At 42.9% G+C, this 23144-nt stretch carries 20 protein-coding genes and 2 pseudogenes; 8 read left to right on the forward strand and 14 right to left on the reverse strand.

The features are described 5' to 3' along the window. Positions 1–18: 18 nt before the first annotated feature. Positions 19–1125, reverse strand: coding sequence for a hypothetical protein (locus tag KDD30_RS07200; protein ID WP_211648884.1), 1107 nt, complete (start codon positions 1123–1125; stop codon positions 19–21). 131 nt (positions 1126–1256) lie between these two features. Next, positions 1257–1706 carry a tyrosine-type recombinase/integrase gene (locus KDD30_RS24495; RefSeq protein WP_249199235.1) on the reverse strand — a complete coding sequence of 150 codons (450 nt, stop codon included), beginning with the start codon at positions 1704–1706 and terminating at the stop codon, positions 1257–1259. A 195-nt stretch (positions 1707–1901) separates the two neighbouring features. Here KDD30_RS24495 and sbcB point away from each other — a divergent pair, with 195 nt between their 5' ends. From sbcB to cdd, 5 genes are all read left to right on the forward strand, one after another. Further along, positions 1902–3323 carry an exodeoxyribonuclease I gene (sbcB, locus tag KDD30_RS07210; protein WP_211648893.1) on the forward strand — a complete coding sequence of 474 codons (1422 nt, stop codon included), beginning with the start codon at positions 1902–1904 and terminating at the stop codon, positions 3321–3323. A gap of 298 nt (positions 3324–3621) precedes the next feature. Next, positions 3622–4170 carry a hypothetical protein gene (locus KDD30_RS07215; RefSeq protein ID WP_211648895.1) on the forward strand — a complete coding sequence of 183 codons (549 nt, stop codon included), beginning with the start codon at positions 3622–3624 and terminating at the stop codon, positions 4168–4170. Positions 4171–4232: 62 nt separating this feature from the next. Further along, the gene (locus KDD30_RS07220; RefSeq protein WP_249199236.1) at positions 4233–4610 is read left to right on the forward strand and encodes a CidA/LrgA family protein; all 378 of its coding nucleotides are present in this window, start codon (positions 4233–4235) and stop codon (positions 4608–4610) included. Then, complete coding sequence (locus tag KDD30_RS07225) at positions 4610–5287, forward strand: CidB/LrgB family autolysis modulator (RefSeq protein ID WP_211648897.1); 678 nt, start codon at positions 4610–4612, stop codon at positions 5285–5287. Before KDD30_RS07220 ends, KDD30_RS07225 begins: the two co-directional genes overlap by 1 nt. 226 nt (positions 5288–5513) lie before the next feature. Beyond that, a complete protein-coding gene (cdd, locus tag KDD30_RS07230; RefSeq protein WP_371826087.1) occupies positions 5514–6416 on the forward strand; it encodes a cytidine deaminase in 903 nt (300 codons plus the stop codon). Here the strand turns inward: cdd and KDD30_RS07235 are convergent. Continuing rightward, the gene (locus KDD30_RS07235; protein ID WP_211648901.1) at positions 6401–6568 is read right to left on the reverse strand and encodes a hypothetical protein; all 168 of its coding nucleotides are present in this window, start codon (positions 6566–6568) and stop codon (positions 6401–6403) included. The genes cdd and KDD30_RS07235 overlap by 16 nt on opposite strands. Here KDD30_RS07235 and KDD30_RS07240 point away from each other — a divergent pair. Beyond that, the gene (locus KDD30_RS07240; protein ID WP_211648903.1) at positions 6560–7468 is read left to right on the forward strand and encodes a DMT family transporter; all 909 of its coding nucleotides are present in this window, start codon (positions 6560–6562) and stop codon (positions 7466–7468) included. The two genes, KDD30_RS07235 and KDD30_RS07240, sit on opposite strands and share 9 nt — an antisense overlap. Before the next feature lie 61 nt (positions 7469–7529). Here the strand turns inward: KDD30_RS07240 and KDD30_RS07245 are convergent. The 4 genes and pseudogenes from KDD30_RS07245 to KDD30_RS07260 all read right to left on the reverse strand — a co-directional run. Further along, positions 7530–7751: pseudogene (locus KDD30_RS07245) on the reverse strand (transposase); the annotation flags it as partial. A 173-nt stretch (positions 7752–7924) separates the two neighbouring features. Then, a complete protein-coding gene (locus KDD30_RS07250) occupies positions 7925–9028 on the reverse strand; it encodes an Ig-like domain-containing protein (RefSeq protein WP_211648918.1) in 1104 nt (367 codons plus the stop codon). Positions 9029–9036: 8 nt separating this feature from the next. Further along, positions 9037–10017 (reverse strand): OmpA family protein, encoded by a 981-nt coding sequence (locus KDD30_RS07255; protein ID WP_211648920.1) that lies wholly within the window; start codon positions 10015–10017, stop codon positions 9037–9039. Between the two features lie 90 nt (positions 10018–10107). After that, entirely contained in the window at positions 10108–10320 is a 213-nt protein-coding gene (locus KDD30_RS07260) for a hypothetical protein (RefSeq protein WP_211648922.1), read from the reverse strand. A 956-nt stretch (positions 10321–11276) separates the two neighbouring features. Between KDD30_RS07260 and KDD30_RS07265 the strand changes: the two are divergent. After that, a pseudogene (locus KDD30_RS07265) lies at positions 11277–11599 on the forward strand (transposase); the annotation flags it as partial. A 125-nt stretch (positions 11600–11724) separates the two neighbouring features. On the opposite strand, the gene KDD30_RS07270 reads toward KDD30_RS07265, so the two are convergent. From KDD30_RS07270 to KDD30_RS07280, 3 genes are all read right to left on the reverse strand, one after another. Next, the gene (locus tag KDD30_RS07270) at positions 11725–13350 is read right to left on the reverse strand and encodes an Ig-like domain-containing protein (RefSeq protein WP_211648930.1); all 1626 of its coding nucleotides are present in this window, start codon (positions 13348–13350) and stop codon (positions 11725–11727) included. A gap of 260 nt (positions 13351–13610) precedes the next feature. Then, entirely contained in the window at positions 13611–14591 is a 981-nt protein-coding gene (locus tag KDD30_RS07275) for an OmpA family protein (RefSeq protein ID WP_211648932.1), read from the reverse strand. A gap of 449 nt (positions 14592–15040) precedes the next feature. After that, entirely contained in the window at positions 15041–15679 is a 639-nt protein-coding gene (locus KDD30_RS07280) for a response regulator transcription factor (RefSeq protein ID WP_211648934.1), read from the reverse strand. Between the two features lie 663 nt (positions 15680–16342). Here KDD30_RS07280 and KDD30_RS07285 point away from each other — a divergent pair. Beyond that, complete coding sequence (locus KDD30_RS07285; protein WP_211648936.1) at positions 16343–17269, forward strand: LysR family transcriptional regulator; 927 nt, start codon at positions 16343–16345, stop codon at positions 17267–17269. Here the strand turns inward: KDD30_RS07285 and KDD30_RS07290 are convergent. From KDD30_RS07290 to KDD30_RS07305, 4 genes are read right to left on the reverse strand one after another with little or no spacing between them, the layout of a single operon-like run. Next, positions 17266–17877, reverse strand: coding sequence for a response regulator transcription factor (locus KDD30_RS07290; protein ID WP_211648938.1), 612 nt, complete (start codon positions 17875–17877; stop codon positions 17266–17268). The genes KDD30_RS07285 and KDD30_RS07290 overlap by 4 nt on opposite strands. 21 nt (positions 17878–17898) lie before the next feature. Further along, the gene (locus KDD30_RS07295) at positions 17899–19080 is read right to left on the reverse strand and encodes an EAL domain-containing protein (protein ID WP_211648949.1); all 1182 of its coding nucleotides are present in this window, start codon (positions 19078–19080) and stop codon (positions 17899–17901) included. Continuing rightward, positions 19070–20140, reverse strand: coding sequence for a hybrid sensor histidine kinase/response regulator (locus KDD30_RS07300; protein WP_211648958.1), 1071 nt, complete (start codon positions 20138–20140; stop codon positions 19070–19072). The genes KDD30_RS07295 and KDD30_RS07300 overlap by 11 nt, the downstream gene beginning before the upstream one ends. A 56-nt stretch (positions 20141–20196) precedes the next feature. After that, positions 20197–22830 carry an ATP-binding protein gene (locus KDD30_RS07305; protein ID WP_211648960.1) on the reverse strand — a complete coding sequence of 878 codons (2634 nt, stop codon included), beginning with the start codon at positions 22828–22830 and terminating at the stop codon, positions 20197–20199. Positions 22831–23144 lie beyond the last annotated feature (314 nt).

Here is a 23144-nt window from a genome sequence, read left to right on the forward strand (position 1 = left end):
TATCTGAATCATCCATATTCATATGCAATATACCATTCCTAAAACTTTTCGTGGCTGATTCATATCCGGAGAATGGTGGCGGGCTAATAACATACAGTCATCATAAAAGTCTTGTGAATCTCTGATGACATCTGACGAACACCCCCTAGATGAGCGCTTAAACTGCCTTTTAAAATCCGAAATAACAGAGTCTTGGAACTCATTCAAATATTTTTGCAACGTTCCAAACTTAAATTCTTCAGCAATAATCAAAGATGATGATATATAATCATCATAAGCTTCTTTAATTTCATCACTATAGTTGATATCAATGATTTTCTTTATAAATAGCCTATCATCCAAATTAGACTCATTTTCAATAGTTTCTAAATCTGGCTTGCTTGGAAAAACTCGGCTATTTGACTGTAATTTCTGTGTTAACACACCAACTTCAGTTGTGAAATCTTGATATGATATTTTCCAACCATTTCCTTCCACAACCATTGGTGTGAGTATAAAACCGAGTTGAGCATTAATAAATGTCTCTCTGTTTTTTTCCAACACAGATTTACCATAAATATCTAATAATTGATTATACCTTTCAGTGAAAATTGGTGATGAATCAAGTATTATAAACTTCTCAAGTACATTTTGTATCTTCTGAGTGTCGATGTTATCGATAACACTTCTAATGTACTTAGGAGGACTAGGTTTATTTTTCTTACCCGTTGTATTACTGCTGTATTTTTGTAAAGATAATTCATATCTTTGTTCAGCACTTTCAGAAATTTTTTTTAAAACTTCTATTTTTTCATCTAAATTACTTTCATTCCATCTGATAAATTTACTACGATCACCGATAGGTTGGGTGGTTAATAGAATTAGATACTTATAATTTGAATCATCAAAGCTATCATTCAACCAATTTGATAAGGTCTTCCAGAAGTTATCATGAGAATCTGTAAGAGAATCACCATAGTTCTTAACTTCAATGTTGGATTGATCTGAAATCGAGATATCTCCAAACTTCTCAATATATAAAGACTGCCCTTTTGTAAGTTGCCAACACCAATGAACAGCCTCATAAAACTGATAAAGAATCCCTTTGATTGCTTTGCTAGCATCCTGGTTAACTATCTTGCTCAACTTTAACCTACCTTTGTCTTCAGCATCGCATTTACCATAATAAAGATAAATTATGCACAACCCCTCTATTATTGTCATCATATCATGACAAAAAAGACTATAAATCAGTACATTGTTTAGTGTACAAGCTGTTAACTTTGGGGGGTTATATCCATCATTAACCTCTCAGAATACAACTCATACCCCTCCAACTGCTCTTCCAACCAGTCGTGCTTGTTGTAAACGGCCAGTACGCCGCCCAGCTCATGTCCCAGCATCTTTTCAACCACATTCGGCATCACATCAAGCTCTGAAGTCCCGGTTGAAAGAGAACTTCTGAAATCATGGGTCCGCCACTCTTCAAGCGGAAGGCTAGCGCGTATGCGACGAATGTAACGGTTGGCAGCTGAAATGGTGATTGGAGTATTGAGAGCATGCCCAGGGAACAACACGTCATCGTAGGTTTCCATGACACGCTCTAAAATGGCCCAAGTTTTGGAAGGGGTTGGTCGTCGAATCGGTTTAATCGATTTGCTAAGCGTTTTGTTGGCGGTACTGCCGCGGCTACGCTCAATCGCCTGCCAAATCCCCTCATTTTCCACATGATTTGTGGTTCCACCTTGCCTCCCTCTGGGTAGTTGCGGGATACTTACTCCTTTGAGATTCACAGGCTGCTGCCGTTGGATCGACGCACTCTGGAAAGTAAGTGTTTTCGGTGGGTGATTTCCGGTGCAGTGAGACAAAGCCACGTTGAGAACAAACACTTCATACGAATCCGGTGGCTTCAGGAAACAACGATGAATGATACAAATACGCCAACCCTGTTTTGGCTCGACTATGAAACCTTTGGTGCCAACCCTTCGATTGACCGCCCGTGTCAGTTTGCCGGGGTGCGAACCGATATGGATTTAAATGTGATCGGTGAGCCGCTGGTGATTTACTGCCAGCCGCCGAGCGATTACCTGCCGTCACCGGAAGCCTGCCTGATCACGGGGATTACACCGCAGGAAGCGATGGAAAAAGGGCTGCCCGAACATGAGTTCATTGCCCGGATTCATGCGGAATTATCTAAGCCGAATACCTGCGTGATTGGGTATAATAACGTTCGTTTCGATGACGAAGTCACCCGTTATACGTTGTATCGCAACTTTTATGATCCCTATGCCTGGAGCTGGCAAAATGGTAACTCCCGCTGGGACATGCTGGATATCATGCGTACCTGCTATGCATTGCGTCCGGATGGCTTGAACTGGCCGACGAACGACGAGGGCTTTCCGAGCTTTAAGCTGGAAGATCTGTCTGTGGCGAACGGCATTGAGCACAGTAATGCGCATGATGCGATGGCGGATGTGTATGCCACCATTGAACTGGCGAAAAAAATCAAAAACAGTCAGCCCAAACTCTTCAGCTATCTGTTCAATTTGCGCCACAAACGCAAATTGCAGGAGCTGATTGATATTGCAGAACTGACCCCGCTGGTGCATGTCTCTGGCATGTTTGGTTCTGAGTGCGGCAATACCAGTTGGATTGTGCCGATGGCCTGGCATCCGGACAATAAGAATGCGGTGATTTGTGTCAATCTGGCGATGGATCCTGCCCCGCTGTTTGCGCTGGATGCCGATGAGCTGCGTGACAGACTGTACACCAAGCGTGCCGATCTTGGGCCGGATGAATTACCTGTCCCGCTGAAGCTGGTTCACTTGAATAAGTGCCCGGTCCTTGCACCAGCCAAAACCCTGACGGCAGAGGATGCCGCTCGCCTCGGCATTGATCGGGAACAGTGCCTGACGCATCTGAAAGCGCTGAAAGCACAACCCCAGATTCGCGAGAAACTCCTGAATGTGTTCAGTCAGGCACGTGAATTTGAGTCGAATGACAATGTCGATTCCCAGCTGTATCAGGGCTTTTTCTCGACAGCCGATAAATCGACCATGGATATCATCCGTGGCACAGCACCGGAAGAGCTGGGTAAGCTGGAACTAAATGTGGATGACAAGCGAATCAAGCCATTGCTGTTCCGTTACCGTGCACGCAATTTCCCGATGACGCTGAATCATCAGGAGCAGCAACAATGGAAATATCATTGTCAGGATTTCTTCGAATCCAAACTGCCTGCGTATATGCAAAATCTGGAAGCCGTTGCGATGGAACATCAGAGTGATGAGCGAAAGATGAAAATCCTCAAAGATGTGTACGACTACGTAGGCAGCCTGGTTTAAAGATTCGATCACAACACAGATGGCGAGCTCAACGCAAACCACCTGATCAGTCAGGTAAATTTCTCAGCCCTGATCGCGCCTGCGCTCAGGGTTTCTTTTTTCAGACACTTTTCCCGCCACTGAGGTTTGAACTTCAGACAAAGGGCTATAACACTTAAGTCAGGGTCAAATGGCCCCGGGCCGGAACGTTCTGTCTTGGAGACTGCAAGGATTCTGGCTTTGGCTGGCTCTCCCATGGTGTTTATTGCCAGACAATGAAAGGAGTACATTCGGCAATAATTTGGAAGAAGTATTGGATATGGCAACTGAATCTCTTACCCGTTGTTACCGGTTCAGCCGGGTTGATTTTGAACCTGATCTGAGGCTGCTTGTCTGGCCGGATAAATCAGAAACGGCACTCACTCTGCATGAAACCCGTCTGTTGGAAGCACTGTGCTACTTTGCCGGTGAAGTTCTGAGTCATCAGGTACTCTCAGATAAAACCTTTTTTCCTCAGGATTCCTTATCACAGGTTCAGCAAATCGATCTGGCGTCGGTCTTCAATTCCCTGCGCCGCAAGCTGACGGTGAACGGCGTGATGGCCATCCCGGTCGAGGTCTTACCCCGTTACGGATTTCGAGTGCCGTTGCCGAAAGAAACCTGTCGTCACATCCATCGTTTTCAACAACCAGAGACGCTGCCTGCACAAGTGCCTGAGCCATTGGCCAAAACAAGCCAGAAACCACGACGGCCAAAACCCAAAGTGTCCGCCACCGAGCACATTGTGAAACACAGTTTAATGCACAAGCTGTCTGTCATCCTCTTGGCTGCTGCGGGCGTTGCCATGGTGATTGTTTCGAACTTGTAATCTGTTGCGCCGGATCAACGGCTTCCCTCAAAGAAGTGTGGTGTAGATCTCATCTTTTTTGTATGATTGCGACACCATTCATCTTCATCCTTGTGTATATGAGCTACCTGCGTTCATTTGCCATCATTGCCATTTTCCTCATGGCCGGGAAAGGATTTCAATCTCTGACTCAGATTCCGATCCCAGGCAGCATTCTTGGCATGCTTTTGTTGTTTACTGCACTTTCCACGGGCTTACTTCCGCCGAACTGGGCCAAACCGAGCTGTCATCTGCTGATTCGCCATATGGCGATTCTTTTTGTCCCTGTCGGTGTCGGCTTAATGAACTATCTCGATTTGCTTCAGGCCAATGCCCTGCCAGTGTTGGTCAGCACGCTGGGGAGCAGTCTTGTCGTGCTGCTATTCGTCGGCTGGTATGTACAGCGAAAGGAGTCTGACTGATGTGGATTCTGGTCACTGTAGTGGTTTTTTGGCTCGCCCGTCTTTTATCAAAACGCTTCCAGCACCCTGTTTTGAACCCGCTTTTAATTTGTCTGGTTGTGATTATTCCTTTGCTGCTGGTCCTTCAGGTGCCCTATGAAGTCTATTTTGAAGACAACAAATGGATTCACTACTTGCTGGAGCCGGCTGTCGTGGCACTGGCGTTCCCTTTATACGAGCAGTTGCCTCAGATCCGCAGTCGCTGGAAAGTAATTGTCACCGCCGGTCTTTGTGGCAGCGTGCTGTCAATGATCACTGGCACCGCCATCGCCCTGGCCCTTGGGGCCGACCTGCAACTTGCCGCCAGCATTTTGCCCAAATCAGTCACAACGCCGATTGCAATGGCAGTTGCCGAACAAATTGGCGGGGTGCCTTCGCTGGCTGCGGTTATGGTGCTGATCGCGGGTGTCTTCGGCGCCGTCCTTGGTTATCCCCTGTTTCAACTGGCCCGGATTTCTCATCCGATGGCCAAAGGTCTCAGCATGGGAACGGTGGCGCATGCATTAGGCACGGCTAAAGCTGCTGAAGAAAATTATAAAGACGGGGCATTCAGTTCGCTGGCGTTAGTCCTATGTGGTGTCATCACCGCTATTCTGGCTCCTGTGATCTACCCGATTCTCTTGTCTGTTTTCCAGTAAATTTCCATTCACTCAGTAACCAGCAAAAGCCCGCTACCACCGTTGCGCTGCAAAATCGTAGTGCATTGCTATGCGGCCTTTACTGCATTGAAAATGCATACATTTTTCTCACAAAACATGTGAGAACACTCACTATTCAGTGAAAATAATGAAATGACACGACACCAAAGGTGATCATTGTCACTAAAAATATTCCTTAACGCTCTACAATGCGAAAGTGAATTCAATAAGGAGAATCACTATGCGCGCTGAAGTATTGGAAGCTTTAAGCAAACTTCCCCATGAGCTGTCGCAGGCACTGAAGCCAATGATGACCGCTCCAGGCTTTGACGCCTCCCTGAGCCCGGAAGAATTTCAACACCTGATGGCAGTAAGCCAGTTATCCGATGCCGAACTCCGGATTCAATTACTCAGCATTGCTGCAGCTTATTCCATTGCCAGTATTTCGAACTTCTATGTGGGTGCGATTGCCCGCGGCACTTCAGGTCGCCTGTATTTCGGCGCGAATATGGAATTCGAGTCAACCTCAATGTCACAAACCGTGCATGCCGAGCAATCGGCAATCAGTCATGCCTGGTTGAAAGGTGAAGAAGGAATCAGCGATATTACCGTCAATTACTCTCCCTGTGGTCATTGCCGACAGTTCATGAATGAACTGAGTACCGCACAAAGCCTGGTGGTTCAGCTCCCTGAACGAACGCCAAAAGCGCTGCAGGAATATCTGCCGGAATCATTCGGCCCCACAGATCTGGGCATCACCGATTTGCTGTTGTCTGATAAAACGCATGATTTACAGCTTGATTCAGAAGACGCGCTGCTGACGGCGGCCTGTCAGGCGGCAGATAAATCTCACGCACCGTACAGCAAAAACTTCGCTGGGGTTGCACTCAGAGCTAAAGATGGCCGGATATTTTCCGGTATGTACGCAGAAAACGCAGCATTCAATCCAAGCCTGCCACCATTGCAAGTCGCCATGATCCACATGAATATGGCGGACTATCCACTTTCAGAGATAACGGAAGCAGCACTGGTAGAGCAGAAAAGTGCGCCAGTCAGCCTGCTGGCAGATACCCAGACGACACTGGAAACCTTCAGTCCGGATTTACAGCTCGCCTACGCTGCAATCTGACCTGTTTTTTCTTTCTTTTCCTTGCAACCGGCAAAGCATCCTGTTTTGCCGTTTTTTTCGCCTGATGCCTCGAAGAGAATTATTTTGAGGTCTGCCGTGATCAGCGTATGATTCCAGATTATTTTTGATCTGATTAATACGTTATGACTCATCGACATAATCCAATTCAGGGTGCCTGCTGGATGTTAACGGCGGGAACAGCCTTTGCTGTTGTCAACAGTATGGTGCAGTACCTGAGTGTGGTCTTCCATCTGCCTTCCACCACTGTCGGGCTGATTCAGTACTTTATCGCTCTGATTGTCATGCTGCCTTGGCTTCAAAAGATCGGGCTGCGCCAGGCATTAAAAACCCAACATTTTGGTATGCACTGTTTTCGGGTTTTCCTGTCTGTGATTGGCATTCAGTTGTGGCTGTGGGCTTTGGCCTATCCGGTACCGATCTGGCAAGGGATCGCACTGCTGATGACTTCTCCGCTTTTTGCGACGATCGGTTCGGGATTATTGCTGAAAGAAAAGGTTGGTTTTGTTCGCTGGATGGCCACACTGGCAGGATTCGGCGGTGCCATGATCATCCTTGAGCCCTGGTCTGATGATTTCAATTGGGCATCTGTACTTCCGGTGGGGGCTGCATTTTTCTGGGCAAGCTATTCCCTGATGGTGAAAAAGATGTCTCATCATGATTCGCCAACGACCATGGTTGTCTATCTGCTGATCCTGATCACACCGTTTAACCTTTTTCTCGCGGTGCCTGATTTCACCATGCCGGCGAACCATCAAACCTGGCTCCTCTTGCTCGGTGCAGGCATGTTTACAGCACTGGCAAACTGGGCCATTGCAAAAGCGTATGCCATGGCTGATGCGTCTTTTGTGCAACCTTTCGATCACGCCAAACTGCCATTGAACGTACTGGCCGGGTTTATGGTGTTTGGCTGGGTCCCTCCGGGCCGTCTCTGGCTGGGCGCAACCATCATTATCGGCTCTGTCGCTTTCATCACTCAATGGGAACGACGCAGACCTGTGATGCCATCCAAAACCATTGGCGAAACCTCCTGACGCCCGATTGTATTCACTAGCAAATAGCCGCCTTCTCTGTGAAGGGGGCTTTTTGACGTTGTCAGATTATCTTCAGCGCTAATTGAGCCTCGTGCTCTAACTCTTTCTTGTCTTGATGTCTTACATATCGCCTGACTATCACTTTATTCACTCCGGCTGTATCGAAAAAGTTTCCTCGCGCCCAAAAATGATTCCCCCATAAGTTTTTACGAATAAGTGGAAACTGATTGAACAGCCGAATCGCCGAGTGCCCCTTCATCACTCCCATGAGCATTGATATTGAAACATTCAAGAGCACTATCGCGACTCAGCGAATATAGTTCTGGGTGAAACTCGTGGTAAATCAGAGGAGTACTTCAAACATGGGCATTTCTTCGGTCAAATAGCCCGAAAGAACAATCACCACCGCCATAGGCGGTGGTTTAGGGATGACAATGAAACGCCCCACTCATTACTCTAAAAAATAGTTGCGGTGCAGGTTACGTAGAGCGGAACAACCGGATTAGCAGAAAGGTAAATGCCCTGATTCAGATCATACTCAGCAGAGCTTCTTGATCCACGGCTTGCGCTATGTACGTAATTTGTCCCGGTCGGCCAACCTCGTATTGCATACACATTGTTGCTGAGCCTATTGGTTAAAGTACCTATCTCATCTGCTGTTGCTATATACCATTCGGAGAGTCCAGCGAGCTTCTGAGTATTATATAAATCACATAATGATTCCACTTCTTCGTTCCAGCTGAATAAGTAAAAATCTCCTACAGGACCTTTATCGCCGGTTTCTGAAAAAGTCCCGCCATTGACACTACCACCGAGACGGTCCAGATAAGCGACTGAAGGTGAGCTGGTATACAGCAACAGCCCTCCCTTGAAAGAATAAGTTTTCGTATCGACGAAGACATCAATACACGGACCAGCTAAGTCGCTGCAAACATTCACCTCTACCGGATTACTGATGATGCCATCTTTCATGACCGTGAGTGTGGTCGTCCCCACTTCAACGCCGGCCACTTCAACACCGGATAGCACGTTAGTTGGGTTCACTGCAGCGATACTGGTATCCAGCAACCACGTCAAGGAATCACTCACATCAGTTGAAGTGTTGTCACTGTAGGTTAATGTAACGGTGATCGGCTGAGTCCGGCCTTTAACGACACCGACATACTCAGGTACCACGGTAATACCCGTAATCACAGCGTCAGTCACATCAACATCCACAGTGTGACTGGCGAAGCCATCTTTCAAGGCCGTGACTGTCGTCCCCCCCACTTCAACACCGGTCAGTAAACCCGCGGGAGTCACAGTTGTAGTCGCTTCATCGACTGGCATCCATGTGACAGTATCACTCACATCAATTGACGTGCCATCACTGTACACTGCCATCGCCGTCAACTGCTGAGTCTGACCTCTGGCAACTCTTACAGTCTCAGGCGTGACGACAATTTCCATGAGCACCGCTGAAGGATCAGAAAAAACACCTTCCGAATTACAGCCACTAAGTAGCACCACTAAAGGTAATACTATTGCGGCTAATAATCTTTTAATAATATGTCTCATCATAATACAACCTATTGTTGATACTGAAAATCTGGGATAGTAATTTCAACTCTGCGATTTTTAGCTCGCCCTGCCTTCGTGCGGTTATCAGCCACTGGGCGAGACTCGCCTTTACCCAAAACCTCAATTTGAGCTGGGTTGACCCCTAAAGCAATCAGTTGATTCCCGACCAGCTTTGCACGTCTTTCAGACAGTACCTGATTATCCGCCTCTGAGCCGATTGAATCCGTGTGGCCCACAACCACTACATGAGATTGAGGGTAAGTATCCAGTACTGAAACAATTTCTGATAAATTATCAATTAAGTGTTGACTGGGTTTAGCCGAACCAAACTCAAAGGATTCATGCAAAGTTTTCGTTAAATAAGTCAATGTTTGAGGTGGTGATTCAACTGGCACAGGTTCGTTAGCAGGCGTTGATAAGTTTTCATCTAACGTAGGTTTCGTTGAATCACCAAAGGTATAGCGAATCCCGACCAATAATCCATGGCTGTCATATTTACCCGTATTCGACTTACCAATACTGTCGATGTACTGATAACCGGCAGAGAGCCGCAGGTTTGGGGTCAAAGTATAGTCAACACCCACTTCGCCAAGTGGAGATAAACCTGTCGCATTCAGCTTATCTGAAGCACGGTTCGTTTTTTCTACATCCCAGTAAGCAGCACCCAGTCGACCATATAAACTCAGGTTATCTTTCACATACCAATCGTAACGGATTGCACTTTCAATCAGCCAGGTTTTAACGTTGATCGATGAAGAATCCGCTGTTAAATCATCATGATATTGATAGCCGACATCCCAACTCCAGGCAGGCGTGAATTGTAATCCACTATAAACCCCAAAGATCGCACCGTCTGGATCTGAATGGTTATAATTGTCGTCCGCAGCCCATTGATAACCTCCCTTTGCACCAATAAAAAAACGAGGTGATTCAGGCGTCGCCCATGCAGGGAGACTAATAAAACTAAGGCATAAAATTATTTTTTTCATATGGCTTCTTCTTTTTAAAAAATAAATTAATTATAATAAACAGTTATTGAACAGGGACATTGGACTCTAAAATAATATCTTCAGGTGCAGTCAAAACAACCCAAAATAACCACCAAAAATGGTTTCATCATTGTCACACGCTCTAGCACTTGATTCACATGCATCATGATAATGTGACCAACCAGTTCGAAGGCCGATATAAGCTCCATGTTCATTTTGAGCTTGTGTTGGAGATACCGTATTCGAAAGGGCCACAGGGCTAAATAAAGTTAGAAAAGCAAATAAACGAGATCTGATTAGCATAGACTACACCTCTACCTTGACATGAACAATAAACATATTTACTTCATGTAAAATGAAATTCAGATAAGTGATGAATTCAAGAGATTTATCAGAAAGTTTAATTATATAGTTAGTACTTATGACACTCTCGTCACTTGTAAACCTTGAAAAATAAAATTCGCAAAATAGCGATATTCTTTTTCACCCTCAGTGCGTAAAGATATCTTACATAAATACACAACCCAGTTCTATGATCATATCTAATAAAAATCATCAGATAAATTCACCAATTCAATAAATTAATATCGCTCTGAAATAATTTCAATTAAAAATCACACTCATGATACTTAAAGCGCTACGTTTACGATTAATTAATATTAACCGTGTATTTTAAAATCAGCAAACAGGCAGAAGATATCAAATATACGATATTATAATGAAAAATCAGGCCTTTACTCCCCAATGTAGGTAAGGGAAAACCTTGTCAAAATAGATTTATTTAGAATATTTTCTTTGTAAATACAATCATTAACTCAGAACTTTCCGCTCAAAAAAACAAAGCGCACTCTATCGAAATGAAGAAAAAACCTACACCATAGCAATCAGAACGCTTCGTGAAAATCACGAAAAATAAGACTATTCTGACAATTTAAATGACCAGATTAATTTTAATTACGACCTTTTTAAAACAGAACACAGCAAAGGACTCACACATAAACCCTGAATATATTCGCGCATGTAGGAAAAGCAAACTAGAAAATAAGAATTATCTTACAAAAAAATATTTCAGATCAAGATCTCGGAGAAACACCTATTCACAGACCAGGGAGGGATTTAACGATATTTAAACTAAAAATCATTTCGGCTCTAAACGCTGGGCTCCAACCCACCCGTCTTCACTTAGGCTTTGTTAATGATATGGACACTTCCACTCACCACCTAAACTAACAGTTGGTGAACTGAATAAGGAAGAGACCATGACCATTGCAACCTTAGGTATCGATTTAGCCAAATCATCTTTTGCTCTGCACGGCGTAGATTCATTCGGAAAGGTTCTTCTTAAGAAAAACGTCAGCACGAGACGTTAATCATTATGCCTCCCTGCCTTATTGATATGGAGGCTTGCGCCAGTGCTCACTATTGGGCAAGAGTATTCAAGCAATTTGGTCATGACGTAAAGCTTATGCCGCCACAGTTTGTTAAGCCCTATGTGAAATCAAATAAGAATGATACCACTGATGCCGAAGCAATCTGTGAAGCCATGACTCGTCCCAACATGCGCGTCGTGCCTATAAAATCGATTGATGATCACTGACTCACTTCGATTGGTATAAATCAGCGGATTCACATTCAATTTCCACTAAAAAAAACGCCAGTCCGAAGACTGGCGCATAAATCATAAAACGTTCAATACTATGTTCGATATTATGGTTCTGAGACGCAGGTCGCGAAGCGCCCATTGGCCGGGAGAAGGCTGCCAACATCGCCGGTACTGATACTCACAAGGAAATAGTAAGTATCATTAGTCTTCGATGAATCAACCTCCGATGACCAGTAACCAGCACCGTTCGGCCAGCCTCGCGCGGCATTCAAATCCCCAGGCACACCCACCAACTCCACTTTGAGTTCATTTACAGTTGGCACACGCCAATTGGAACGCCCTGCGAGATTCACACGATTATATGTATCGCACAATGTGTTCGCGTTGCCCCAGTTGAACGGAGGAAATATAAAGTTTTCCGGTGGGACACTTGTTTCACTTCCCCCGATACTGTTCAGGTAAGCGGTTGATGGTGTGTTGGTGAACAACTTCCCACTCCCCGCATCGAAGGCATCAATGCATGCATCTTCGAGTGATCCGCACACATTCACATAGACTGTGTTACTGGTGATGGCATCTTTCAGGGCAGTGACTGTTGTGGTCCCCCCTGCCACACCAGTCAACAACCCAGCAGGCGTCACTGTCGCGATCGAAGTATTCACAGGCACCCACGTCACCGAATCACTCACATCGGATGACGTGCCATCACTGTAGGTTGCCATCGCCGTTAACTGCTGGTCTGATATACCACTGATCACATCCACATTCGCCGGGGTCACAGTAATCTCCGTCACCACTGCTGCGGTCACATCGACATTTACCGTGTTACTGACGATGCCGTCTTTCGAGGCAGTCACTGTCGTAGTCCCAACGTCAACACCATGCAACAAACCCGCAGGCGTCACTGACGTGATCGAAGGGTTTGCTGGCGTCCATGTCACGGCATCACTCACATCGGATGACGTACCATCACTGTAGGTTGCCATCGCCGTCAGAAGCTGAGTTTGACCTTTAGCCACAACAATAGTCTCAGGGGTCACGACAATACCCGTCATCACTGCCGGGGTCACATCGACATTCACCATGTTACTCACGATGCCGTCTTTCGCGGCAGTCACTGTCGTGGTTCCAACGTCAACACCATGCAACAAACCATTACTCATTAATACCGCAATCGAAGGGTCTGCTGGCGTCCATGTCACGGCATCACTCACATCAGATGACGTACCATCACTGTAGGTTGCCGTCGCCGTCAAGAATTGATTTTGACCAATGGCCACAACCACTGTCGCAGGAGTCACGGTAATACCAGTCAGCTCTGCTGTGGTCACTTCTACATTCACCGTGCTACTCACGATGCCGTCTTTCGAAGCAGTGACTGTTGTGGTTCCCCCATCCACACCGGTCAGCAAACCCGCAGGCGTCACTGTCGTGATCGAAGGGTTTGCTGGCGTCCATGTCACGGAATCACTCACATCAGATGACGTACCATCACTGTAGGTTGCCGTCGCCGTCAGCTGTTGCGTTTGCTCTTTTGCAATGCGAACGCTCGCAGGTGTCACCGTAATCTCCATCACCCTTGCTGCGGTCACATCGACATTCACCGTGTTACTGGAGATGCCGTCTATCGTTGCAACCACAGTGACAGAACCTGGCGAATGACCACCGGTTAAAATACCCGGTGCATCAAAATACCCCCTATCAGTGTTACTTGAGCGCCAATTACTCATCGTTAAATCAGTTAATGTTCGCGACGATCCATCCGAATAGTAACCCACTGCGACAAAGGTTTGTGTATTCCCCGCAGCCAACGTCAGGTGACTCACTCCTCGTGTTGCTACTGGCGAAGGAGTGATATCTATACGTTCTAATTTTACGGTTGACTCGGAAAAAGCACCGTCTGAATTGCAACCCGTCAATAGCATCACTAAAGGTAATACTATTACTGCAAATAATCCTTTAATAATATATCTCATCATAATACAACCTATTACTGATACTGAAAATCTGGGATAGTAATTTCAACTCTGCGATTTTTAGCTCGCCCTGCCTCGGTTCGGTTATCAGCCACAGGATGAGACTCTCCTTCACCCCGGGCCTCAATTTGAGTTGGGTTGACTCCTAAAGCAAGCAGTTGATTCCCGACCAGCTTGGCACGTTTTTCAGACAGTACCTGATTATCCGCCTCTGAGCCGATTGAATCCGTGTGGCCCACAACCACCACATGAGATTGAGGGTAACTCTTGAGTACTGAGGCAATTTCTGATACCTGCTGAATTAAATCTTGGCTGGCTTCAGTAGAACCAAAATCAAAAGATTCATACAAAGTTTTTGTTAAAAAATTCAATGTTTGAGGTGGCGCTTCAACTGGCACAGGTTCGTTAGCAGGCGTTGATAAGTTTTCATTTAACGTAGGTTTCGTTGAATCACCAAAGGTATAGCGAAGCCCGACCAATAATCCATGGCTGTCATATTTACCCGTATTCGACTTACCAATACTGTCGATGTACTGATAACCGGCAGAGAGCCGCAGGTTTGGGGTCAAAGTATAGTCAACACCCACTTCGCCAAGTGGAGATAAACCTGTCGCATCCAGCTTATCTGAAGCACGATTCGTTTTTTCTACATCCCAGTAAGCAGCACCCAGCCGACCATATAAACTCAGGTTATCTTTCACATACCAATCGTAACGGATTGCACTTTCAATCAGCCAGGTTTTAACGTTGATCGATGAAGAATCCGCTGTTAAATCATCATGATATTGATAGCCGACATCCCAACTCCAGGCAGGCGTGAATTGTAATCCACTATAAACCCCAAAGATCGCACCGTCTGGATCTGAATGGTTATAATTGTCGTCAGCAGCCCATTGATAACCTCCCTTTGCACCAATAAAAAAACGAGGTGATTCAGGCGTCGCCCATGCAGGGAGACTGATAACACTAAGGAATACAACTATCTTTCTCTTCATATAGTTATCTCTGGATTATATTTTCAGGGTGGGATCAGGCCTACTCTATTAATTTCAATATAAACCTGTCATTTTTATCCCGAATGGCAATGATGGCTCCAGATGTATGGCGCCAATCATCTTTTTAAATAGATAAAACAATTATTTAAAAGCTACCCAACGCATACAAAAAACAAATCACAACAGCTCTTAAATTAGAAAATTACGACACATATATCATAATGGATATAACTTTCATCAATCAAACTTAAAAAACAGCTCACAATAAGTAAGGAAAAATCCTACAAGTAGCCGACCGCATTCCCACGCTGTTATAGAGAGCTACTTCAAACAATTATTAAAAAATTCAGTCCATGACTTAAATTAATCATCCACAATACCGGACAGAGCTCGACAACGATAACCAACATATTGCCATCGTCAATAGATCCTACATTGTGAATATAACGCTAAAATAGAGGCGAATATTTCTTATTCATATTCGCAACGTGATCTTGGTGAGACTTTAATTCGATCACATTATTTACTTGATATTTTGTGAAGATACGTTTTTTGTATGTACTTATCGTCTTTTCACTGAGCGATAATATTTGGGATATCTGCTTATTCGTATGCCCTTTCATTAGATAATTCAAGACTGTATTTTCCCGATGAGACAGAGAGCGAGATTTAGATTGTGTTTTTTCACCACAACTTTGCTTAAAAACAGTAAATCCTAAACAAATTTGTCTGACCGAATGAAGAAGAAAAGCCGTGCTTTCTAATTTAGACACATATCCATCTGCCCCAGCCTGCTCGGCAGCTTGAGAATATTTTTCGTAAGGCAGGCTTGAATACACTAAAACTTTGGGTGACATCGCTTGACGACGGTAAATAAACTCCAATGAACACCCATCACTCAACTCAACTTCAGTAATAATTAATTGAATTGCCTGTTTTTCCAGGACTTTTCTAGCCGATGACAAATCGCTTACGCTAAATATTTCAGCATACATCAAGCCTTGAGGTAAGATTTGTTTCAAAGCTTCTTGCATTAAGGGTTGGGGGTCAATATGTAAAACTTGATAATTCATTGGCATTTTCATCATCAAACCTCATCGCTTCCAGGTGTAATACAGACCTGTCATGATCCCGCCAATTTTGGCAACATCAGCCGATCATGTATCTACTTCATTTGGTATTTTCATCTTGAACATCTGTTCAGTCGCCCGTTTATCATGAAAATAGAACGATTCACGCCACAAAATACTGACACGGGTTGCATGGTGAATCACGCTTAACCGAAATAAACACGACTCTTCCAATCGCACAATCACTGAGATTACGTCCAATTTTATGTTCAGACTTAAGCGGAGATGTATTCAGGGGGATATGCGGATATCATTTCTTGCTGACCGTCATCTGTTGGCCTTCCGCATCACACTCAATCCCTGAGCGCATTCTCTATTTATACTAAACATCGTCGAGCAAGCGCTCATCCTCTACAGGTGTCGATACCTTACCGGACACTTCATGGGCGGCTCACTCGCAGTTTTTGCTTGAACTCAACAAGCTTACGCTTGTTTCACTTCTGGTTCACGACCCATAGAGCCACTTGTTCAGAATACCTTTTTCGCTATACACATCACTTACCCAAGTCATTACAGACATATTCTTACATGTATCTGTCTAAATCTAGGAAATCCTTTCTTTCCAAAATGGAAATTTTGGGCTATTTGTAATAACAAGGTAGTTAATGAATAGATTTCAAAATGAACGGACAATCCGATATTGATTTAAATTTGCTGCGAACCCTACGGGTTTTGTGCCTGAAAGGTAGTATTAAAGCAACTGCGCATCAGCTAAAAATTTCCGAGAGTGCAGTCAGTAAGCAGATATCCAAACTGTCCAGTCAATTAGGCCAAACACTTTTTGAACGTAATCATTACGGAATGCAACCGACTGCCTATACACAACAGATCATTTCAAGATTAGAAAAAAACTTAGACCAAATTGAACTCCTGCTTACACCGGAGAATTTTGACCCCGATCGTTATCAAGGACATATCTCTCTCGCCCTACCCGCAATATTAATTGAAAGCCATGGCTTTGAATTATATAAAATTTTTCATCATCTCTTCCCACGGAGCAAATTATCTTTACTCACCTGGAACCCCAAAACTGTCGAACAAATTGAACGTAATGAAATCACTTTAGGTGTCAACGTTTGGCATGATTCTTTCTCACAGAAAATTTATCAGACTAAAATATGTGATTTTGATGTTGGCTTAGTGTCAGCGAAACATTTTAATATTCACGGGGAAAAAATGTTAGAATTACCTTTTATCCATATGGAAATCCCTGGGTGGAATGACAATAAAAGGTATGTATTAGATTACTTGATTTCTTCTGGAATACCCATCCAGATTGATTATTACCTAGACAATATATCACTATGTTGGGAAATTTCCGATAAGCAACCTGTAACTTTCATTGTTCCTGATTGTTTTGTCAAGCCTAACTTTAATTTTTTTTGCCTTAAAGACATGATAGAAATTAACCTTCACATTGGTGTATACCTCCCATTAATTCAGCGAAGCAGTCCGTTACACAAACTGATTGTCTCTGAATTGCAACGCTTTTTTCATAGTTTGTATCACCAAGATGAAGCAATCATAGCGCCTTCAGCCAAGAGTTAGTGCAGCAAAGACTCATTCACACCCATTAGCTCAACAATAGAGTTAACTTTAAATTTATTCAAAATACGTTTCTTATACGTGCTGATCGTTTTCTGACTGAGTAGCATAATCTCTGCAATCTCTTTATTATTTTTACCTTCAATTAAATATTGAAAAACAATCGCCTCACGATTTGATAGTTTCACTTGTGATGCTGCGGGTTTTGTATCCAGCAGATGTTTAAACTTAAAGAAACTGTAACCATTCATGATCGCGTCAATGGCATCATGGATGAGAGACATATCTTCACTTTTACTGATATAACCATCCGCACCCAGTCCAAAAGCTGTTTCTGAGTATAAAAGAGAACTATTACCAGATACGTACAATGCCTTTCCTTTATATCCATGTGCTTTTACACGACGTAAAAATTCAAATCCATCACTATTTTCCAGGCTAACATCAATAATCAGCATATCAACTTGATTGCTCTTGATAAAACTTATTGCTTCTTGAGTATTTGTAAAAGTATAAATGTGAGTAAAACGCTCAGTTGGTCTCAACATGGCCACAATCGCGCTACACACAAGCGGATGATCATCCAAAATGACACAAGTTTGACTATTCATCGATGAATTTTCTCCTAATTATTATTTATCCATAAGTAATAGCATTTCTTCAAAAGGAATAGGTTTAGAAAGGTAGTAACCTTGAGCCTTTTGTATACCTAATGTTGTGATATAATCCAATGTCGCCTTATCTTCAATGCCTTCTGCTACAACTTGTGCTCCCAGACTTAATGCGAGTTGCGACGTAGTTGTGACGATTGATTTACACCGGTCATCCAGTAAACAACTGGAAACAAAAGAGCGATCAATCTTGACTTCACTGAATGGTAATAAAGCTAATTTGTGCAGCGAGGAATATCCAGTGCCAAAGTCATCCACAGACAAAGAAATACCGTGGATGCACAAACGAGCAAAATTTTCTAACATATACGACGTTTTGCTGCATTCCTCAGACTCCACTAATTCAATCGTGATTCGTGAAGGGGGAATCTGATACTGATGGCAAAGTTCTAACACGCGATCAGAAAATCCATGGCGGTCAAAGCTCATATGACTGACATTAATTGCAACATTTTCCGGCATCACCTCATTTTGCATATGCTGTAAAATCATCTCCAACATATAAAAAAAGATCTTGTCAGCATGCTCTGCGTCGTTAATCAGAGATAAGAAAGCATCTGGAGGTAGCAAACCATAAACTGGATGTTGCCAACGAATTAAAGCTTCGCAACCGATAATATCCCGCGTAGTAAGACAAAACTTCGGTTGATAATATGTAATGAACTCACGGCGACTCAAACCTAGAATGACATCCGAAATGTTGATATTCCTGATGCCTTCACTTAACTTTCCAGAATCTTCTTTCTCATAAAAATAACTTACATAGCGATAACTCATCGCCTCTTTCAAACCATCTAATTTTACAGGCTTTGATATTTTTTTGATAAATTGAAAGCCACAGTCATCACACATCCGAAGCGCAACATCGATAATATTCTGGCTCTTACCACTGACGATGCAGACACCTCCTCTGTAATTTGCCGCATCCAATCGACGTAAAAAAGTTAAGCCATCCATTCGCGGCATATCTAAATCACAGACAACGAGGTCAAACTCTTGCTGGCTACACAGCTCCAAAGCATCACTACCACATTCTGCAAGACTGATATTTTTAACCCCTAATTGGTTGAACATGTTTTTTGTCACATGAAGCTCAATCAGGTTATCATCCACGACCAAAATATTATGGGAGCTAGTTTGCATTGTGTTTTAACCATTTCTCGGTTTGTTGGATATACTTATGCATGACCTGAGTCAAACTGGATAAGTAAATATCCAGATTTTCATCACGCCGCTCAGTCGCCTCTTCCAAACGTTTGGCATGATCACTAATCTCATCAATATTGATTGACAAAGCTCCCCCTTTAATACGATGGGATAGTTGTCGAATTGAGTTATGATCACCCTGATTTTTCATTTGGTATTTCTTCAACTTATCTAAATCACCAGACATCGATTGCAAAAATATATTCGCCATAATTTCCTGCTCATCGTCACTAAAATTTTCCCACCAATGACCTTGAGCCACTTCTACCGTTTCTTCTTGGCTGACGTTATTCTCTAAAGGCAGGTAAAGGCTGAGTAACCTCGCCATTTTATCGATGCCATAAGGTTTATACAGCATATCGTCAAATTCATACTCATATGAACAGTTTGGTTTTGCTCGCACATCAGCAGCAGTGCAACCAATAATCGGCTTATCATTAAACTGCGGTAACTCTGAACGAATCTTATTCGTCAATTCGAACCCATCCATATTTGGCATATGGCAATCGGTGATTAACAAATCAAAATCCTGGTGATGTTGTTGCAGAAGACTATAAGCAGCCTCACCATCAGAGACGATTTGTACATCAACCCCTAACTTGGTTAATTGCTTGCGAATAAGTAACTGATTGATTTGATTATCTTCTGCAACCAATACACTCCCGATAAACTGGTTCACGATATATAAGGGCTCATCCGTCACCCCGCTACTGATACTGATTAGAGAGTCGAGCAATAAGTCTGGGTACAGTGGTGAAGCCAATAATTTAGTCAATTTTCTATCTGTACGTTTGAAGTCCGTTACAGATTGGCATAATAATATATGGTGTGAATTTTCACTTAATTTAAAATTCCCGTGATGATATAGTTCCACATCAACTTCATGATCAACACAACTCTCACCGGTCCAAATTGTTAACCATTGTTGGATATGTTGTTCATCACCAGAGTAGGCCGCATTCAATGAGCTTAGATTTTGTGAAAAATTGGAGACCACTTGTAATGGAACCCAAAAATTTACACGTGTCCCTAAACCAATGATTGAATTGATTGTTAATTCCCCCCCATTAAAGAAACTAAATCTTTTACAATAGTCAGTCCTAATCCTGTCCCACCATATTTGCGAGAAATTGAACCATCAGCTTGTACAAAGGGATCAAATACTTTTATTTTTTGTTCTTCAGTCATCCCGGTACCAGTATCGCTAATATTCACATCAACCCGGTCCATTTGAATGTTTACGTGAACAGTGACCCCACCCCGTGAGGTAAACTTAATCGCATTAGATAATATATTGTGAAGAATCTGATTCAAACGCAAGTTATCAATTTCAACTTCATTAATATCTGTCGGCTGGAAATCAAGTTCAAAATAAAGATTTTTCTTGTTGGCTGCCACATGATGCGTACGAAGGACTTCACAAATCTCACGAATAAGGCAGGTCTTATTCAAGTCTAATTGTAACTGATTCGCTTCCAGCTTAGAAAAATCTAAGATATCATTCACTAACATATGTAAGTTATGTGTCGCAGCCGCAATATTATCGAGAATCAATTTTGATTCACTTTCTTTCAGTTGCATCATCAGCATTTCAATCAAACCAGACATTCCAGCAATGGGCGTCCGTAACTCGTGACTCATACTCGCCAGAAATTGCTCACGAGCAACGACGGCTCCTTTTGCTAATTCAGTCGCCGCGATCAACTCTGCTTGTTGTTCTTTTTGCTTTGTGACGTCATTAATTGCCGTTAATACAAGAGGACCTTTGCCCCGATTATTTACAATACACTTCCGGTAAATATGAACAGCTTTCATTTGTAAACGGCAATTTTTAATTTCAGTCACACGATCGACAACGTCGTTATCCTGAATGACACGCTGAATTTCTTGTGGATTTTCTATTAAATAATCGGAGTTTACCATTTCAGGTTTCATTTCGCAGCTTGTACAACGACCGTGGATAAACTCTTCACAATTGGTCAGCAACAGTTGATTGTTGCTATTGTGAATGAAGACTTGGATAGGCAATCCGTTAATAATCCCTTGTAATAGATCCAACTCCTTTTGTGTATGCTGTGCTTCTTTTTTACTGTGAGATATTTTTCTGCTTAGATTCTTCCATCCCCAATACCCCACTAAAATAAGAAAGACAAATGCCAAGATACCAGCAACAATGATTTTGATCACTCCAGTTTTTTCGTAACCATAAGATACATTAAACATGGTGTAATTTCGTTTCAGTTCTTTTAACTCAAAATCATTTAATGTCATGAATGTGCCATTGAGCACATCCGCAAGTAACCGATTATTCGCTGAAACCCCCATCGATAAATTCACACTACGATAAACATCAAAATTCACGACAAATCGCTGGTCAATTTGCTGCGCAATAATGAGATCAACAACATTTTCACTCACAAAAGCCCGCTGTATCTCATGATCATCCAGTGCAACGACTAATTGCATGAAGTCAGTAAAATATTCAACATGATCACCAAAATCAGACTCATTTAATGAATCCATATAGCTTTCTTCATGTTGACCAGCGAGCAAGACACCGACTTTTTCAATCGAAGGATCGACACCTTCCTTTAGCTCCATGCTCACAAACTTTATTTTCAAATAAGGTTTTGTTGACCTGATTTGATTCACATCACGTGTTTCATTGATAATAATTGGTAACAAATCCACCTTACCTTCAGCCAGCATTTCCTCTGGTGTTTCCCCCTCGATAAGAGGAACGTATTCAAAATTTAAGTTCGATCTGCTTTCCAATCGATTTAGCACATCTAAAACATAACCTGTCACATGACCAGATACTGTTCGATAAAACATTGGGTAGAGATCATTTTCTAAAGTATATCGAATAGGTTCTTTGAAAAGTTCATTTTTTTGTACCATTGCATTGATTTTATCCGTTTTATGGTACGGACTTTCAGATACAATCGTATGTTTCGTCTGGCCTAATTTTTCTCGCTTTAATACCTTATTAATGACATTGATCAGTAACTGATTATCTGGTCGAGCAAAGGCTGAAACCTTCAGTGCTTCTGCCCACATGGGTGTGTAAAGTTTACCCATCACAATATTCGTGTCATTAGAGTATTCAATCAACGACACATAGCTTTCTAAAATCGTATCAGATTCACCTTCATTCAATGAATCAACAGCTTCAAAAAAACTGTTTACTTTTTTAATATGTAAATAGCCACGTTCTTCTAAAATATCACAGTAGATTGTATCGCTGACACAAACCCAATTCAGCTCACTTTCTTTTTCTAATACTTTATCCGTATTCCGATATCCAACAGCAATCGTACTGCTGTACATACTATCCGTGAATATGAAATGATGCTCACGTTTAGCTGTCCGTGTAAACCCTGAGGCAAGATCAACCTCCCCTGTAAGCACAGCGGAATAAATGTTCCTGACCGATGGATAGCTGATCACTTGAGTTTTCAGGCCGAGTTCATCTGCTATTCCTTGAATATAATCAATACTGATATCAAAAAATTCATCGTTGCGATCGACCCGTTCCTGTTCATCATTATTTTCAGACAGCACAGCGACGCGCAAAACTGATTTATTTTGCACATAACGACTCTCTTCTTCACTCAGTGCAATCGGCATTGCCCAGGATGCAGTACTCATCGCACAGAATAAGAAATATAAAAAATACCAATGCATGATATCTGCCTAAAAATATGAATCATGTAATAGTATTCCGGCGTATCATACTGTCAAATTACTCAAATACGCGACAGCGCATTAATAATCTGATTTAAAAGGTTTTTCTAATTTTAGTTCAATGATTCCTACAAAAAAAACAGAGAAGGACTACAAGCCTGGAGAGCGACACACAGGTAAATTAGAATCATCCGTACAGCATTCATGACACAAATGTTGTGCATAAAATACCGCTCATCGAACACGCAAAGATGACCAAATCTATGAATAACGCTGTAAAGTTGTGCTGGCCACGCTCAAATAGGCAGAAGTCT

This window comes from Photobacterium sp. GJ3, from assembly GCF_018199995.1.
Classification (GTDB): domain Bacteria; phylum Pseudomonadota; class Gammaproteobacteria; order Enterobacterales; family Vibrionaceae; genus Photobacterium.

Bases quoted from the DNA above. Each gene is read 5' to 3' on its own strand.
- KDD30_RS07280 (WP_211648934.1), bottom strand. From the start codon at position 15,679: ATGATGAAAATGCCAATGAATTATCAAGTTTTACATATTGACCCCCAA.
- KDD30_RS07250 (WP_211648918.1), bottom strand. From the start codon at position 9,028: ATGATGAGACATATTATTAAAAGATTATTAGCCGCAATAGTATTACCT.
- KDD30_RS07215 (WP_211648895.1), top strand. From the start codon at position 3,622: ATGGCAACTGAATCTCTTACCCGTTGTTACCGGTTCAGCCGGGTTGAT.
- sbcB (WP_211648893.1), top strand. From the start codon at position 1,902: ATGAATGATACAAATACGCCAACCCTGTTTTGGCTCGACTATGAAACC.
- KDD30_RS07240 (WP_211648903.1), top strand. From the start codon at position 6,560: ATGACTCATCGACATAATCCAATTCAGGGTGCCTGCTGGATGTTAACG.
- KDD30_RS07270 (WP_211648930.1), bottom strand. From the start codon at position 13,350: ATGAGTAATTGGCGCTCAAGTAACACTGATAGGGGGTATTTTGATGCA.
- KDD30_RS07235 (WP_211648901.1), bottom strand. From the start codon at position 6,568: ATGAGTCATAACGTATTAATCAGATCAAAAATAATCTGGAATCATACG.
- KDD30_RS07290 (WP_211648938.1), bottom strand. From the start codon at position 17,877: ATGAATAGTCAAACTTGTGTCATTTTGGATGATCATCCGCTTGTGTGT.
- KDD30_RS07305 (WP_211648960.1), bottom strand. From the start codon at position 22,830: ATGCATTGGTATTTTTTATATTTCTTATTCTGTGCGATGAGTACTGCA.
- KDD30_RS07260 (WP_211648922.1), bottom strand. From the start codon at position 10,320: ATGCTAATCAGATCTCGTTTATTTGCTTTTCTAACTTTATTTAGCCCT.
- KDD30_RS07285 (WP_211648936.1), top strand. From the start codon at position 16,343: ATGAACGGACAATCCGATATTGATTTAAATTTGCTGCGAACCCTACGG.
- KDD30_RS07295 (WP_211648949.1), bottom strand. From the start codon at position 19,080: ATGCAAACTAGCTCCCATAATATTTTGGTCGTGGATGATAACCTGATT.
- KDD30_RS07220 (WP_249199236.1), top strand. From the start codon at position 4,233: ATGATTGCGACACCATTCATCTTCATCCTTGTGTATATGAGCTACCTG.
- KDD30_RS07225 (WP_211648897.1), top strand. From the start codon at position 4,610: ATGTGGATTCTGGTCACTGTAGTGGTTTTTTGGCTCGCCCGTCTTTTA.
- KDD30_RS07255 (WP_211648920.1), bottom strand. From the start codon at position 10,017: ATGAAAAAAATAATTTTATGCCTTAGTTTTATTAGTCTCCCTGCATGG.
- KDD30_RS07275 (WP_211648932.1), bottom strand. From the start codon at position 14,591: ATGAAGAGAAAGATAGTTGTATTCCTTAGTGTTATCAGTCTCCCTGCA.